16 protein-coding genes are annotated in these 16,394 nt (G+C 30.8%); 6 read left to right on the top strand and 10 right to left on the bottom strand.

The features are described 5' to 3' along the window. Position 1: 1 nt before the first annotated feature. Positions 2-799 (bottom strand): translation initiation factor IF-2 subunit alpha, encoded by a 798-nt coding sequence (locus tag ACQY22_RS02900; RefSeq protein WP_428325051.1) that lies wholly within the window; start codon positions 797-799, stop codon positions 2-4. Positions 800-839: 40 nt separating this feature from the next. Continuing rightward, the gene (gene cobO, locus ACQY22_RS02895) at positions 840-1,370 is read right to left on the bottom strand and encodes a cob(I)yrinic acid a,c-diamide adenosyltransferase (RefSeq protein ID WP_428325050.1); all 531 of its coding nucleotides are present in this window, start codon (positions 1,368-1,370) and stop codon (positions 840-842) included. A gap of 87 nt (positions 1,371-1,457) precedes the next feature. Here cobO and ACQY22_RS02890 point away from each other — a divergent pair, with 87 nt between their 5' ends. Beyond that, positions 1,458-2,807 (top strand): cobyrinate a,c-diamide synthase, encoded by a 1,350-nt coding sequence (locus ACQY22_RS02890; RefSeq protein WP_428325049.1) that lies wholly within the window; start codon positions 1,458-1,460, stop codon positions 2,805-2,807. Here the strand turns inward: ACQY22_RS02890 and ACQY22_RS02885 are convergent. From ACQY22_RS02885 to ACQY22_RS02870, 4 genes are read right to left on the bottom strand one after another with little or no spacing between them, the layout of a single operon-like run. Then, the gene (locus ACQY22_RS02885) at positions 2,796-3,437 is read right to left on the bottom strand and encodes a precorrin-8X methylmutase (RefSeq protein ID WP_428325048.1); all 642 of its coding nucleotides are present in this window, start codon (positions 3,435-3,437) and stop codon (positions 2,796-2,798) included. The genes ACQY22_RS02890 and ACQY22_RS02885 overlap by 12 nt on opposite strands. Further along, positions 3,427-4,179 (bottom strand): sirohydrochlorin chelatase, encoded by a 753-nt coding sequence (locus ACQY22_RS02880; RefSeq protein ID WP_428325047.1) that lies wholly within the window; start codon positions 4,177-4,179, stop codon positions 3,427-3,429. Before ACQY22_RS02880 ends, ACQY22_RS02885 begins: the two co-directional genes overlap by 11 nt. Further along, positions 4,176-5,228: a cobalt-precorrin 5A hydrolase gene (locus tag ACQY22_RS02875; RefSeq protein WP_428325046.1), complete on the bottom strand. Its 1,053-nt coding sequence runs from the start codon at positions 5,226-5,228 to the stop codon at positions 4,176-4,178. Before ACQY22_RS02875 ends, ACQY22_RS02880 begins: the two co-directional genes overlap by 4 nt. Before the next feature lie 31 nt (positions 5,229-5,259). Further along, complete coding sequence (locus tag ACQY22_RS02870; RefSeq protein ID WP_428325045.1) at positions 5,260-6,360, bottom strand: cobalt-precorrin-5B (C(1))-methyltransferase; 1,101 nt, start codon at positions 6,358-6,360, stop codon at positions 5,260-5,262. A 73-nt stretch (positions 6,361-6,433) separates the two neighbouring features. Here ACQY22_RS02870 and ACQY22_RS02865 point away from each other — a divergent pair, with 73 nt between their 5' ends. Continuing rightward, positions 6,434-7,303, top strand: coding sequence for an NAD-dependent epimerase/dehydratase family protein (locus ACQY22_RS02865; protein ID WP_428325044.1), 870 nt, complete (start codon positions 6,434-6,436; stop codon positions 7,301-7,303). Here the strand turns inward: ACQY22_RS02865 and metK are convergent. Both metK and ACQY22_RS02855 read right to left on the bottom strand, forming a co-directional pair. Continuing rightward, complete coding sequence (metK, locus tag ACQY22_RS02860; protein ID WP_428325043.1) at positions 7,280-8,446, bottom strand: methionine adenosyltransferase; 1,167 nt, start codon at positions 8,444-8,446, stop codon at positions 7,280-7,282. The genes ACQY22_RS02865 and metK overlap by 24 nt on opposite strands. Before the next feature lie 15 nt (positions 8,447-8,461). Beyond that, positions 8,462-8,707: a U6 snRNA-associated Sm-like protein LSm6 gene (locus ACQY22_RS02855; protein ID WP_012214473.1), complete on the bottom strand. Its 246-nt coding sequence runs from the start codon at positions 8,705-8,707 to the stop codon at positions 8,462-8,464. 105 nt (positions 8,708-8,812) lie between these two features. On the opposite strand from ACQY22_RS02855, the gene ACQY22_RS02850 reads away from it, so the two are divergent. Next, entirely contained in the window at positions 8,813-9,463 is a 651-nt protein-coding gene (locus ACQY22_RS02850; protein ID WP_428325042.1) for an ATPase domain-containing protein, read from the top strand. Between the two features lie 98 nt (positions 9,464-9,561). After that, positions 9,562-12,303, top strand: coding sequence for a DEAD/DEAH box helicase (locus ACQY22_RS02845; protein WP_428325041.1), 2,742 nt, complete (start codon positions 9,562-9,564; stop codon positions 12,301-12,303). On the opposite strand, the gene ACQY22_RS02840 is transcribed toward ACQY22_RS02845, so the two are convergent. Further along, positions 12,300-13,700, bottom strand: a complete 1,401-nt coding sequence (locus ACQY22_RS02840; protein WP_428325040.1) for a single-stranded DNA-binding protein — start codon at positions 13,698-13,700, stop codon at positions 12,300-12,302. The genes ACQY22_RS02845 and ACQY22_RS02840 overlap by 4 nt on opposite strands. 213 nt (positions 13,701-13,913) lie before the next feature. Between ACQY22_RS02840 and ACQY22_RS02835 the strand changes: the two genes are divergently transcribed. Together ACQY22_RS02835 and ACQY22_RS02830 are read left to right on the top strand one after the other, a co-directional pair. After that, on the top strand, positions 13,914-14,852 hold the full coding sequence (locus tag ACQY22_RS02835; RefSeq protein ID WP_428325038.1) for an ABC transporter ATP-binding protein: 939 nt from the start codon (positions 13,914-13,916) through the stop codon (positions 14,850-14,852). Then, entirely contained in the window at positions 14,836-15,597 is a 762-nt protein-coding gene (locus ACQY22_RS02830) for an ABC transporter permease (protein ID WP_428325037.1), read from the top strand. Before ACQY22_RS02835 ends, ACQY22_RS02830 begins: the two co-directional genes overlap by 17 nt. 9 nt (positions 15,598-15,606) lie before the next feature. Here ACQY22_RS02830 and ACQY22_RS02825 read toward each other — a convergent pair whose 3' ends face one another. Beyond that, positions 15,607-16,344 carry a GDP-mannose dehydrogenase gene (locus tag ACQY22_RS02825; protein WP_428325036.1) on the bottom strand — a complete coding sequence of 246 codons (738 nt, stop codon included), beginning with the start codon at positions 16,342-16,344 and terminating at the stop codon, positions 15,607-15,609. Positions 16,345-16,394: the final 50 nt, after the last annotated feature.

The raw sequence follows: 16,394 nt of genomic DNA, 5'->3' as shown, positions 1-16,394 counted from the left end.
TTTAATTCTCTCTAGTTTTCTTTGATTCTTCTCTAGTAAACTTGAATGCTCCTTTCTTTTTTTCTATATTGGATTGTATGTTTGTAATTATAGGTTTCAATGATTTTTCTGCAGATTTAAAATCCTCTGAAGTTATTGATAATCTATATTTTGGAGCGCCCAAATATGTGATACCTATTGTAGAATCCTTCTTTAATTCATCTAAAAGAATTTTTTTAATAATTTCAATTCCATCAGACTTTGAATTTGTAATTTCCATTATTCCTCTAATCTCTACAGAAGGAAGTTTAATCTTTGAACATATTTCTTCAATAATACTTGCAGTTTTCTTTGGAATTTTTAATTCCTTAACTGAGTCAATCCCATTTCTTCCAATTTCAATGAATGCGTCATATACTGAATCATATTTCAAATAAATATTATCTTCTAATTTTTCAATATCTTCATCAGATAATTTTGCTTTTTCTTGAACATTTTGTAATAGAGTTTTTCCTTTTTCAAATTTTTTAACTTCTTTTAGTTTTTGTTTTTTCTGATCTTTGGAAACCTGTTTTAATGATAAATCAATATCTCCGCGTTGTGGATTTACTTTTTTAACAAGTAGAACTTTCTTTTCCCCATCTTTTACAAATCTATTAACTGATCTAATCCAACCTGGGGCAATTTCTGAAATATGTAAAAATCCCTGTAAATTATCATATTCATCTAGTATTACATATGCACCATGATCCATGACTTTAGTAACCGTGGCAAGAACAATTTCTCCTTGTTCTGGCATTTCTTGAACTTCTGTAGACATTTCTTCTAAAACTCCTAACTGTGTAAATTAATGTTGCTGGCTAGAAATCAATCCCTTTCTTTGCTTTGATTCCTTTCTGAAACGGATGTTTAACCTCCTTCATTTCTGTGACTAGATCTGCAATTTCTATCACTTCTTCTTTGGCATAATTTCCAGTTAGAACTAAATCTGTGTTGTCAGGTTTTGATTTTATCAATTTTAACACGTCATCTACAGAAATCAAGTTCAAATTTATTGCATAATTAATCTCATCTAAAATTACAATATCGTATTTTTCTGATTGAATTTTTTCATTACTGATTCGTATTGCTTCTTTTGCAACTTTTTCATGATCTTCTTTTGGATTTTTGTCATCAATAATACCTACAAACCCTTTCCCAATGGCAACCATCTCAAATCCTGGCTCAAGTTTTTTTGTTGAATCCATCTCCCCATAATGCCAAGAACCTTTGATAAACTGGATCATGCAGATTTTTTTATCATAACCTGTGGCCCTTAATGCTAATCCTAACGCTGCAGTTGTTTTACCCTTACCTTTTCCAGTGTATACAATTACCAAACCCTTACTCATGACATCTCATTTCATTATCTGACTAAAAACATTGAGTATTTGACAAATACATCGATTTAAATAAAAAAATAATATTATTCATGCAAATTGAAAATCCCAAGAATTATTTTAGCTGGTGTTAGTAGTGGAGTTGGAAAAACATCTATTACTTGTTCAATAATTCATGCACTTCAAAATCAAGGATATTCTGTTCAACCATTCAAAGTAGGTCCTGATTATATTGACCCAAGTTATCTTTCAAGTATTTCCAAAAATGAAACATTCAATTTGGATGTATGGTTAATGGGAAAAAATCATTTGTTATCTAGTTTTATTTCAAATTCAAAATCTAACGTATCGGTAATTGAAGGTGTAATGGGGTATTATGATGGATTTGGTGGTGATTCCAATTATGCCAGTACCCATCATGTAGCTTCTATAACAAAATCCCCTGTAATTTTGATTCTTGATGCAAGCAAAACTGCTCGCTCTATAGCTGCTACCGCATTAGGATTTCAAAAATTTCATAAAAATTCTAGAATTTCTGCTATAATCCTTAATAAAATAGGCAGCAAAAAACATGAACATCTATGTCGTCAGGCTTTACAAAAAACAAAACTTCCGATAGTGGGTGTAATTCCAAAAGATTCTCTTAGTCTAGAATCCAGACATTTAGGACTATTTTCTACTTTAGACAACAAAACATTATATAGAAAAATTCAAAAAATCTCAAAAATTATTTCAAAGAATTTGGATGTTGACAAAATAATTGAACTTACAAAAAATACTTCTGAATTTCAAAAAAACCCAAAACCTAATCATAAAAAACAAAAAACAACAATTGCAGTTGCATTAGATACATCATTTAATTTCTATTATCAAGATAATTTGGAAGCGCTTAGAAGAGAAGGTGCATCATTAAAATTTTTTAGTCCTGTAAATGACAAAAAAATTCCAAAATGTGATGGGTTGTATATAGGTGGGGGATTTCCAGAAATTCTAGGATCAAAGTTGACAAAAAATCAAACTATGAAAAAACTCATCAAAAATCTTGCTGAAGATAATCTTCCAATATACGCAGAATGTGGAGGATTGATGTATCTTACAAAATCTATTTCATCAGGAAATAAAAAATACAAAATGGTGGGACTTTTTGATGCAGAAACATCTATGACAAAAAAAATGAAGCTAAATTACACCAAAGGGAAAATTAACCGTTCAATAATTTCTGAAAAATCACATAATATTCAGGGTCATGAATTTCATTATTCTAAATTAGATTCTATATCTTCTGATTCAAAGTTTGCTTATGAATTAGAAATTGGCGATGGAATAAAGAATCACAAAGATGGATTAATTCAATACAATTCTCTTGCATCATATGGACATCTTTATTTTGATAGTTCTAATTATGCAGAAAATTTTGTTAAAAACTGTATAAAATACTCAAGAAGCTGATTCTGCTCGAATTAACTTGAAAATTGCGTTGATTATTGCAGAAGCCGAAGAACTACCTCCTTTTCTACCCAAATTTGTGATAAATGGGGCTTCATCTAACTTAGATAATTCTTCCTTTGATTCTGCAGCACAAATGAAACCCACTGGTATGCCTATGATTAGAGCAGGCTTAACAATTCCTTCTTTTACCATTTTTATCACTTCCTGAAGGGCTGTGGGAGCATTGCCTATGGCTACAATTCCTCCATCAATATCTGATTTTGCAATTCTCATTGATACCTGAGAGCGTGTTTTTCCCTCTTTTTTTGCCAATTCCATAATTTCCGGTTTTGAGATGTTACACACAATTTCGTTTCCAAAATCTTTAGGATTTTGTTTATTAAGACCTCCAATTACTCCATTCACATCAACTACAATATTACAACCATTCTTCAAGGCTTTCATTCCACTTTCAATTGCATCTTTATGAAAAATTATTTTATTTTTATCTGCAAAATCAAAATCTGCTGTGGAATGAATAATTCTTCTTACAATAGGCCATTCTTTTTCATTATATGCATGAAATCCAATTTCTTCTTCAATCATCTGCATACTTGCATCTTCAATTGATTGGCCTTTCTTAGTTTGCATCTTCTACCTCTTTTGCTCTCTCAATAATTAAATTAATAATTTTTTCATCAGTTCCAATATGTTTCGTAATAAAAGTATCTTTAAGATTTGAATTTTTTAAAGCTGGAATCAAATCATTGTTAATATCCGTTTTAACATGTGCTCCTTCATGTAAGAAATAAAATACAATTACTAATACCTTTGGCTGATTTTTTTCACATTTTTTAATTCCTTCAAAAATATCTGGTTGTTCAATTTCTAACCAACAACGACTAACATTTCTGTAAGAATTTTTTAGTTCATCTACAATATAGTTTAATGACATTTGTGCGTTAGGATCCTTGCTACCGTGACCAATAATCATTACATCAATATCTTTGTTAGATAATGTTACATTATTTTCTTTTAGAGTAGTTGCAATTCTATTCTCAACAATGTCTACCAAAGTTTTATGCATGCTCATTGGTTTAGTTATTAGAAATTTCACTTGTGTATCTTTTTGTAATTTCATTACATCAGTAACAGCAATCTTTACTTTTTTTCCTGGATATAGAAAATATGGCACTATTGTTAGTGAATCAATATTTTCTTTGAGACATTTTGAGATACCATCTTCAATGTATGGTGGTTCAACCTCTAAAAAGCAATAATTTGCAAAAACATAGTCGCCTTTTGTCTTGATTCCTGCACAAATAGTCTCTAATTCTTCAGATGCTTCTCTTTCTCTACTTCCTCTATCAATTATCAATAATCCCCGCTTCAATTTTCAATCCTCGCTATGGCTATAGTCAAATTTGGTGGGAATTTCTGCTTTTCTACAATTAATTTGCCGTTTGACACTAGAATTGCTGCTGCCTCTGAAACACTAGCTGTCCCTTCAAAGGTTTTTACAGTATCAGAAGGGTTAGGAGCTGTAACTTTAGCTAAATCTTCTCTTTCAACATATTCAACTGGAATTTCCATCTCTTTTCCAACATCTATCAGTCCCTGCACATCTTCAGGTTTTTTTATAGAAACTAGTTTTGCTATTGATTCTGAACTAAGTTTGAATTTCTCTAAACAGTCATTGATACCTTCTTTGATAGTTTCTTTTGATGTATCCCAATGCAAACCTATTCCAATCACTAAACTTGGTGGTCTGTAAATAACTGATTCAGATGTTAAATCATCTTCAATAATTTTATCTGAAATTATTAAATTTGCTTTAGATTTTGAATTCTTTAATTCTTCTATAGTGTTGTATTTTGAAACATTTTTTGGTAATTGTTTGTACCAATTTCTTTCTCCTACATCTTGAAAAATTCCTATTGATTCTTCATTAACCATATGCGTACTAATTCTAGTAACATTTGAGTCGTCTTCAATCTTCCAACCAAAATCTCTGCCTACTAAATCAACTGCAATAGTTTTGTTTACATCCGCTGCTGTAGTGATTACTGGTTGTGCTTTTAATTTATCTGCAATTTTTTCAGTAAGCTCATTTGCTCCTCCAATATGTCCAGATAATACACTAATTACAAAATTTATTTTATCATCAATTACAATTACTGCCGGATCTGTCTTCTTATCTTTAAGATGTGGTGCAATTAATCGAATCACTGCACCTAAAGAAAATAGACAGATTAATGCATCATTATTTTTGAAAAGTTCAACAATTTTTTCTGATGTAGGCGCTGAATACCATGTAATTGAGTCATTTTGGTTAGATAATTTAGAGGGTGCAAAAATGGTCCATTCTGGAAAAATTTCTTTAAGGTTTTGACCAATATTGATGCCATTTTTAGTAATGGCAAGAACTGAAATTTTATCCATATTCCAAACTTTGCTGATTTAATAAAATACCTTACCCTTTTGGTTCTCTTGCCAAGATATTTCCCTCAAAATCAAATAATATGACATCAATTGGAACTTTTTCTTCACTGTGTTTTCTCATGTGTTTATACACCTCACTACAAATTAACTCAAAAAATCCATCTACATTATTTTCTTGAATGATCTCTGATACATGCCTTGCTGTGTTTGCTTTTTTAATGTCCTCAATAATTTTTCCATTTGCATTAACTTTTTTTGCTAATTCTGCTAGAAAATTCATATCAACTTTTGAACCTTTGACATGAGTTTGTTTTACCCCTGCTGCCATTTTTGCAAGTTTTCCAATAAACCCAACTACATATGCTTTTTTGATATTTTTCTTACCACATTGTTGAATGGTGTATCCTGAAAAATCCCCCATTTGTACAAAACAATGTTCTGGGAGATCTACGATCTTTTTTGCAAAATCTTCACTTCTTCCTCCAGTTGTTAACACGACTGTATCATTTCCCATAGCAATTGATACATCCAAATTTTGTCTAATTGATGCAGCATATGATGCAGTTGAAAATGGTATTACTATGCCACTTGTACCTAAAATTGAAATTCCCTCTTTGATGCCTATTCTTGGATTGTCTGTTTTTGGCCCTAATTCTTTACCTTTTGGAACTGATATTACCACTCTGATTCCTTTTTCTTTTAGCATGTTTTCTCCTATTTCCTGAAGATTCTCTGTAATCATTTTTTTTGGAACTGGGTTAATAGCAGGTTTGTTGATTTCCAAACCTAAACCAGGTTTGGTTACTATGCCTACCCCTTCCCCTCCATCAATTTCAATCTGATTTTTGTTATCATTGAATGTTAATTCAACTATGATTTCAGCACCATGTGTGACATCTGGATCATCCCCTCCATCCTTTATTACAGAACACTTTGCTTTGTTTTTTTCAAACTGACATGAATTTACAGGAATCTTAATTGTAGATTTTTTAGGTAAAGTAATTTCAATTTCTTCAATCTTTTGTTGTTTAATAATTGATAGTAATGCTGCTTTTGATGCTGCAGTAGCAGAACTTCCTGTCGTATATCCTGTCCTTAGCTTTTTTTCTTCTGCCACAACTGGTGTATTCATTTTACTGTATTAACTCTTGTTTAGGATTTTTATTTTCCAAATAGATTTAAAATAAAAACTATGTGAAGTTATTATGGATAAACCTATTCAAATAGTGATTACTGGTGCTAGTGGATTTGTGGCAAAAAATCTCAGGAAATATTTATCTGAAAAAAATGTTCATCTAATTTCAATATCTAGAAAAAATTTCAAATCATTCAAAAATGAAACTAAAGTTATCTCAAAAAATTATGACGAAAAATCACTTCTTCCTAAGATAAAAAACTCTGATGCTTTAATTCATCTTATAGGAATTGGGAAACAATCTACAAAAACTGATTATGAATCAATCAATTTTCAATTAACACAAAAAATTGTTAATTTATCTAAAAATGCAAAAATCAAAAAACTTGTTTATACAAGTGGATTAGGAGTATCTTCTAATACTTCTATTGGGTATTTTATATCAAAATTTAAGGCTGAAACATCTGTTATTGATTCACAAATTAACTATACAATTTTTCGACCTTCGTATATTGTGGGTAAAGATGATCTTTTTACAAAATATTTGAAAAAATCTATTAAAAAAAATAAAATCATTATTCCTGGATCTGGAAAATATTCCATACAACCAATTTCAATAGATGATGTTACAAAATTAATTTTCCAATCTATTGTTAATAAGAAATTCAATAACAAAATAACAGATCTTGTTGGCTCTGAAAAAATTTCATTTGAAAAATATGTTCAATTGTTTCTACAAAAGAGAAAAACCAAACTATGTTACATTGATATCGAAAAAGCATATCATCTTGCAATAAGTAACCCGAAATTTGATTATGGTGTGGATGATCTTAATATCCTAGTAGGGAATTTTATCGGAGATCACAAAAAACTCAAAAATCTATCTAAAACAAATTTTCAATCCGTTAAAGAACTGTTAAAGACCGGCGCCTTGTTTTAGTGCATCAACCTTGTTTGTTTTTTCCCAGCCAAATTCTGGCACATTTCTTCCAAAATGACCATATGATGCTGTCTTTTTGTAAATTGGTCTTTTCAAATCTAGTTGAGAAATGATTCCTGATGGTTTCATATCAAAATTCTTTCTAACTAAATCTTCTATTTGATTTTCTGGAATTTTGTTTGTTCCAAATGTGTTTACGTATAATGATACTGGTTCTGCAACTCCAATTGCGTATGCAAGTTGAACCTCACATCTATCTGCAAGACCTGCTGCAACCAAATTTTTTGCAATATATCTACACATGTAACAAGCTGATCTATCTACTTTTGATGGGTCTTTACCAGAGAAAGCTCCCCCACCATGTCTTCCAAAACCACCATAAGTATCTACTATAATTTTTCTTCCAGTAAGGCCTGCATCTCCGTGTGGGCCTCCAATTACAAATTTTCCAGTTGGATTAATGTGAATTTTAATATCATCATCCCATAGATTTCCTAAAACTGGTTTGATAACCTTGTCAATGATTTCTCTTTCAATCTCGTCTTGTGATATTTCTGGTGCATGTTGAGTAGACACAACAACTGTTTCAATTTTAGTGGGTTTGTTATCTTCATATCTTACAGAAACTTGAGATTTTCCATCTGGTCTTACCCATGGCAATGTTTTGTCTCTTCTTACTTGGGATAATTTCTGAATTAGTTTATGTGCTAACAAAATAGGCATAGGCATTAATTCTTCAGTTTCATTTGTTGCATATCCAAACATTAATCCTTGATCCCCTGCACCTTGTTCTTTATCTTCAGTTGCAGTTACACCTTGACTAATATCTGGACTTTGAGAATGTAATCTTAAATTGACTTGACAAGTATCTGCATCAAACATCAAATCTTTATTGTCATATCCAATTTCTCTAATTGTTTTTCTAATTAATTCTTCTTGTGCTTTTTTATCCAAATTTGCTTTTGATGTCACTTCACCTGAAACAGCAACAAAATCTGTTGTTACCATTGTTTCAACTGCAACTCTTGAATCAGGATCTTGTCTAAGAAATTCATCTAAAAATGCGTCTGAAATATTATCACAAACTTTGTCAGGATGTCCTTCTGTTACTGATTCAGACGTAAATAGAAAATTATTTGTCATAAAACTCACTACCTACTAGAGTTCATTTTCTAGTTTGATGAATAATACGTTGTTACCTCTTACGATAACTCTACCATAATTTGCGATAGTTTTACCTTCGTGTAGTTCTTCAGCATCTGTCATTATCAAATTCATGTATGAATCAACATTATCCATTTTACCTTTGTATTCGACTTCATTTTTCAGTCTTACAGTAACTTTCTTCTTTGTGCTTTTTTGAAGAGTTGTTAGAGGTCTTTTTGCGCTATTTGATTGAGACACTAATTGTTCACTTGTTTTGCAACTTTGTTCTCTAGAATAAAAGCCTTACCTCCTTTAAGGAAATAGAAATTCCTTAAATTTTTTCTTCTTTTTGTAATAATACATATGATCTCAACTGGTTTAGAAAAATTAGATAAATCTCTATTTGGAGGAATTCCAGATGGCGTAATTGTAGATATTTTTGGAAAAAATGGAACAGGAAAAACCCAACTATTGTTACAATTGACAATAAATTCTATCAAAAATGGAGGTCATGTTTTGTATTTTGATACGACAGGAGGTTTTAGACCTGAAAGAATACTTGATATTCAAAAAACCTCTGAATCCCAATTAGATTTTCTTAACCAAATTACTGTTTCAAGATTAACTAACACTTCCGAACAAATTAACTCAATCAAAAATATTAACAAAAATTTTTCATTAATTGTAATTGATAATGTAACTGATTTGTTTTCTTATGAATATCAAAAAAATGAATCTGTTTTCGAAAAAAATTCTTTGTTTATGAAATACATGCATGATTTAGCTAATTTTACAATATCTAACAAAATTCCTATCGTTATTACTAATATGATAAGGAATTTAGAAGGAAAAGAAATTGAAAATATGAAAGGTGCAATTGATCCATTTACTCATATCAAAATACATTTAACAAAAAATTTATCAAAATTTAATGGAAAAGTTTACTCACCATTTATAGAAAATTCGTTTTCTTACATAATTGGCAAATCAGGACTTTCTTCTGAAGATATTTAACGGTCAATGAGGAAGTTTACTAATGGCAGGAATTTTTGATTCTATCCCTATTATTACTGTAGTATTATTTGCACTTGGACTAGTTGGTGTAATTGTTTATGAAAGATCACGATCTAAAACACCAGATGAATCTGATTCCTGAATCCCTATTTGAGAATTTTGGGTTTTCCAATCTAACTGAAATTCAAAAAAAGGCTTCTCCGATAATTCTACAAAAAAAAGATTGTTTAGTTATTGCTCCTACTGGTTCTGGAAAAACAGAATGTTCTGTAATACCAATTTTCTCTTTATTGAAAAATTCTAGGAAAACAGGAAAAATAAAAACTCTATACATTACTCCTTTACGTGCATTAAACAGAGATGTTTTTAGAAGAATTACAAAATATGCTCATCAAAGTGAATTAACTATTGAAATTAGACATGGTGATACAACACAAAAAGATCGAAAAAAAATCTCTGAAAACCCTCCTGATGTTCTAATTACAACTCCTGAAACTTTGGTAATTCTTTTAACTCAAACTAAATATCTTGACGCATTATCTGATTTAGAATGGATTATAGTTGATGAAGTACACGAATTACTATCTAGTGAAAGAGGTACTCAACTCTCTCTAAGTATTGAGCGATTAGAATTCAATTCCAAATTCCCACTTACAAAAATAGGATTATCTGCTACAGTAGGTAATTTTGAAGAAGCAGGAAAATTTGTTGTAGGTACAAAAAGAAAATGCGAGATAATTAGAGATACTTCTGTAAGAAAATATGATGTAGACATACGATATGTTGACGGAACAATTTCTGATGTAGCAGAAAAAATTGTTGAACATGTGTCTGAATTAGATTTGAATTCTCCTATTCTCTTATTTACAAACACTAGGGGTGAATCTGAGTTTTTAGCCTCAATACTCAAAGAAAAATCTACTATTCCAATTGAATTACATCATGGATCTCTTTCAAAAGAAGTTAGAGAAGAGACTGAACAAAATTTGCGTGAAGGGAAACGAGGAATTGTTGTTTGTACATCTTCCCTTGAATTAGGATTGGATATTGGTTCTGTTGAATTAGTAATTCATTACGGTTCACCTAGACAAGTATCAAAATTAGTTCAAAGAGTAGGAAGAAGTAGACATAATCGCAATGCTTCTGCTAAAGGATTAATCATCACAAATAACTCTGATGACGAATATGAAGCACAAGCCATTCTTCAAAGAATTCAAGAGGGTTCTATTGAGGAACAAAAAATCCATGATGGCTCACTTGATGTTCTTGCTCATCACCTTGTTGGTCTTACAATGCAAATTGGAGAAATTTCAATTGACAAAGCATTTGATTTGATTACAAGAGCTTATCCATTTAGAAATTTAAAACTAGAAGAACTTGTAGATGTTCTAGATTTACTTGATTCAAATTATTTGATCTTTTTTGATAGAACAAAGATGACTTTTTGGAAGAAAGGCCGTTCTTTCAAATATTATTTTGAAAATCTTTCTACCATTCCTGATATTCTCAAATTCAAAGTATTTGATAGTGTAGGAAAAAAAATCATTGGCAGTTTAGATCAGAGATTTGTAGGTGATTATGGTGACTCTGGAAATATTTTTGTTCTAAAAGGCTCACAATGGAGAATTCTAAATGTTGATGAGAAATCATTTACAGTAAACGTTGAGCCATTTAGAGATGGAGGAATTACCGTTCCATACTGGGAAGGTGATAATATTCCTATTGATTATAAAACTGCCAGAAAGGTGGGTAATTTTAGAAGCAAAGTACGTTCAGGCTCACTTCAGTTAACAAATAAAACAATTGAAAAATTAAATTTTAATGAAATTTCTGATGAGAATAATATAGTAATTGAATCTAGTAGATCTCAAGGATCAATTGTACTGCATTCTTGTTTTGGTACAAAAATTAACTCTACACTTTCTACATTACTTTCTTCTATGTTATCTTCTATGTTGGGTTCTGTTGTAGATTCTCGTTCTGATGGTTATCGAATAGTATTATCTTCTAGATCTAGAATCTCAGAAAAATTATTTCTTGAAGTCTTAAAAGATGATTATGATTTGTTTTCTATGGTTACTGCATCACTTACTGGTACTCATAATGTAAATTGGAGAACATGGTGTGTTGCAAAAAAATTTGGTATTGTAGGACGTGGTGCAGTTTATGAAAGAAAATCTGCACGATTTTTGTATGAAAGATATTCTAAAACTGCACTTGTTCAAGAAGCATTACGTGAATTATTTCATGATAAATATGATCTCAAAAACACTGATAAAATCTTAAAAGAAATTCGTGAAGATCAAATTCATGTAAAATGGTTAGAAGTTGATCAATTCTCAAAATTAGCAGAACCTATCTTAGATCATACATCAAAATATTATTCTTCTCCCGCTAATATTGATAAAGGAATTTTAGATCTTGTAAAAGCTAGATTGGATAAAACAAAACATCGTTTAATTTGTGCTAGATGTGGAAAATGGGAACGTGTTGTTGAAACAAATGAAGTAAAGAATATTTTGATTTGTCCTTACTGTAAAGGACGACAAATTACTGCAACTTTTTACTCTGATTACGATCTTCCTAAAATTATTAGAAAAAAACATGAGGGGAAAAAATTGACTAGTGAGGAAAAACACAAGGCAGATCGTGCCTGGAAAGTGTCTTCTCTAGTTGAGAATTTTGGTAAAACTGCCATTGTTGTCATGTCTGGTTATGGTGTAGGTGCAGATACTGCTGCACGAATTCTTCGCAATATGGTTGATGAAGAACACTTATTCAAACAGATCTATGAGGCAGAAAGACAGTATGTAGTTACTAGAGGTTTCTGGGATTCTTAATTCTTTTTTGTAATTTTAGAAAATGCTGTTAGGAACATCTCTATTCTTCCTTCTAATCCAGCTTTTGCATTAAGACCAGTTATAGAAACAATTTCTCCTAATTCACATTTGTCAATTAGTCTAGCTTGATTTCTCCATCCCTTTACCCAAATTTGTCCAGTATCATCTTCTACAAACATTTCTGAAAGTGCAATTGATTCTCCCGTTTTTGTTTGAACTTCACGTCTTTCTGGAACTTTCAAGATTATTGCTTCTATGCAATAACTACCATCAACTTTAACATCATTAATTTTTGTTCTAATTTGAGATAATGAAGGAATACTTTCATCATTATCTAATTTTCTTACAAAAGAATTATCATCAAGTGTTATTGAATTTCCATATGCTTTAGATGGCATACACTCTATGACATCTCCTTCTACACAAATGCTAGTTGAATTTGATGAATCACTAATGTTGTATAGATTTTTTTTGTTATCTACTGCTAAAATCATGTTTCTTCCATTTTCTGTTGGTGACATTGATAGAACTCTTGCAATTACTGGCTCTGCTTCTTTTCCTCCTTCAATCTCAATAATTGTTGCATCATTTCCATGAATTTCCAATCCTTGGTTTCCTGATTTTACCCTAACACCAAGTAATCTTACTTTAGCTGATTGTGAAATCATATTTGGAATTGATGATTCATCTTTTCCCCATAGAACTACTCTCATTCCACTTCCATCTTTACCTTTTAACCTCATTCTTAATGCCTTTCCAGGCATGCCTCTTGAGTTTGTAAACTCCATACCACTGATAACTCCATCAATTTCTCCTAAAACCACCAGATCTTTTTGACCTTCTTGTAGTTCACTTACATCTTTTGTAATTGTATCAATAGTTGGAATTTCACTTGTTGAATCAGTAGCTTCTACATTTGAACCTGAACCAATATTGATTGTTGGTGAACCATCAAGATCTGATTTGACATAAGCCTTAATGATTTTAATCAAATCTCCTGGTTTTAGATTTTCAATTCCTGGAAGATTTGCCTTTTCATCCCATAATTTCACACTTGCAGTAGAATTTGCATCATCGTATACGGTCATAGTTCTAAGATAAAATGGAGAACCATCTTTTCTTGAAAATTGTTTTGCAGGTGATAAATTCAAAACTCTAGTTTCTAATGAAATTTCTTTTGCCCCTGCATAGAGATCTTTTAAACTCATTTCCACTTTTAGTGGTCCTGATAATGTAACACCATAATCTGATGCAATTAAAAATAAAGCTCCTTGATCAGTTAAATATCCGGCTCCGATTTTTTCTTTTTTTAGTTTTATTTGATCCTCAATAATTTCTCTAGTTAGTTCTGGCTTTTGTTCAATTAATTTTTCAATAAGGTTATCAAATTCAGTCAACTCATAATTGCTATCTTTATTCTATTAATAAAAATTTCATTATATTGTTATATTATGTTTCTATACTATCAGATCGCTTTATTGTTAATTTAAAATTATTATTTCTAAATTTTTCTTGTTTTGAATATATTGTCTCTTGATTTGCTGAACTACAACAAAATCTATGATGAAACAACTGATTAACTAAATTAGTAGGATGATCGCAGTTTTAACATGTCATGTATTGATGTTCGCCATTTATCAAAATCTTATGGTTCAATCAAAGCAGTAGATGATGTTGTTTTATCTGTCAAACCTGGACAGGTTTTTGGATTTTTAGGCCCAAATGGTGCAGGAAAATCAACCACCATCAAATTACTTACCACCTTAATCCCCCCTTCAAATGGTTCTCTTACAATATTGGGAATTGATGCAATTAAAAATCCATTAGAAATCCGTCACAAAATTGGAGTGGTTTTACAACAACCAAGCTATGAACCTACTTTGTCAGTTGAAAAATCACTTGACAAGTATGGGATGATGTGGAATGTTTCAAAAACTGAACGCAAAAAAAGAATGGAACAACTTTTGAAAGATTTTGATTTGGTTGAAATTAGAAAGAAAAGAAATGAAGATCTATCTATTGGTCAACGAAGACGAGTACAGGTTGCACGAGAATTCATGCATGATATGGATTTGTTATTTTTAGATGAACCTACAGTGGGATTAGATCCAAGTGCTAGACGAAAACTATTAGATTATTTAAAAAATAAAGTCAAAACAGGCTTAACAATTTTTTACACTACTCATATTCTAACCGAAGCAGAATATCTTTGTGATGAAATTGCAATTCTTGATAAGGGAAAAATTATTACTGTTGACTCCCCTGAAGCACTAAAAAGTAAATTTGGAAAAGAAAAAACTATTAAAATTCATTTACTAGAAAAAATTTCTAAAATTTTTGATCTACTAAATGGGATTGATGATTGTAAAATAAATTTTGAATCTGGAACAAATATTGTCATTCACTCTGAACAATCTGAATTAGTTCTGTTAAAAGTTTTGAAAATATTAAATGATAATGATATTGAGATAGAAGATTTATCTGCAGTCCCTACAAATCTTGAGGAAATATTTTTAAAAATGGTGAGAGAAAATGCATCCGATAATTAGACTTGTAAACAGAAACCTTACAATTTCTTTGAATCCTGGATTCTTAATTTGGCAGGTAATTTTTCCTCTGATCTATATTTTTGTAGCAGGTTTTGCATATGCTCCATTAATTCAACATGTTCCTTTTGGTGCAAAGGAACTTGATTATCCTGCATTTCTTGCATCTGGTATGATTGGATTTAACATAATGAACAGTACACTTGTCTCAGGAATCATAATCTGGAATGATAGGAGGCATGGGATGTTTGAACAAATAATGTCTGGTCCATTCACAAGAAGCCATTACATTCTTAGCAATATCTGCACTATTGGCATAATTGGTTTAGTTAGTGCTTCTCTGATTGCCTTGGTAGGTTATCCAGTATTTTTTGAATCTGTAGAGTTTTCAATCGTCACCATCCCTGTGATCGTTTTTGGTGCCATCACTGGCTCTGTTTTGTTTGGTTCATTAGCGTCCATAATTTCAACAAGATTACGTTCTAGCGAAGGATTTAATGTAATAATCAACACCGTTTTTCTATTTTTTGCATTTGTTAGTTCTGCATTTTATCCTGCAGAAAATGTTCCTGAACCATTACGCACCGCATTTTATCTAAATCCATTGACTTATCTGGTTGATGTAATTAGAGCAGGAATTTTTGGAACTATTACAGATTTTGTGATTGTTGAAATGTTAGTACTTGTTGGAATTGCTTCGGTACTATTTGTTATTGCGTCAAAACTTCTAACTAAATTAGATTTCTAGAAAATAAAATCATTTTTTAAATTTCTCGTACATCTCATTAATTTTTTTAATTACATCTAGATTTTCATATTCAATTAAATTCAAATTTGGTATCACACAATGACCTCCGATAATTCCTGGGTACATTTTTGGTCTATTCCCTAAATTTTCATGTATTTCATCTGCAAATTTCCACATTTCATCAAAATCTATACCTTCTTTTTCACAAATCATTTTTGTTATTTGTGCATAATTGATAAGCCATCCATAATACGATGTATCAACTAAAATTTTTGCAAGTTCGCCTGTTTTTGTTGTTGACATCCAATCAACTTTTTGAAATCTTTTTTCTAAATCTAATTTGATTTCAGGATTGATCTCATTGTCATCTGAAGCAATAAATTTTGTATATCTTTTGATATCATCTAAGAATCTTCTATGAACACCACGAACTGGTGAAAATAAAACTGGAACACTTGATTTTTCTTGAATTTTTTTTGTAGTACCTGGTCTTACCGTAGAATGGACGATTATTGCTTTTAGTTCATTTAATTTTGGAATCCAACTTAAAGTAGTATCCACAAATCCTGATAATTCTCCTGGCAAACAAACATGAAGATATTCTGGATTTTTAATTGAACTATTTTCTGAATAATTTTTACATTTTGAAGATTCTATGTCAATACCAACACAATTAAAATTTCTTTCATCTAGTAACCCAAATAGAGTTTCACCCACTTCTCCCATGCCTAATACTATGTCTGACATTGTACCTATTTTCAGAAAAACACTCTATGCTATATTCGTGTTACAGTTTA

The sequence above is a fragment of the Candidatus Nitrosopumilus sp. genome (assembly GCF_965263415.1).
In the GTDB taxonomy this organism is placed as follows: domain Archaea; phylum Thermoproteota; class Nitrososphaeria; order Nitrososphaerales; family Nitrosopumilaceae; genus Nitrosopumilus.
Note: the sequence above shows the minus strand (reverse complement) of the source record. Positions and strands in the feature narration are given on the sequence as shown.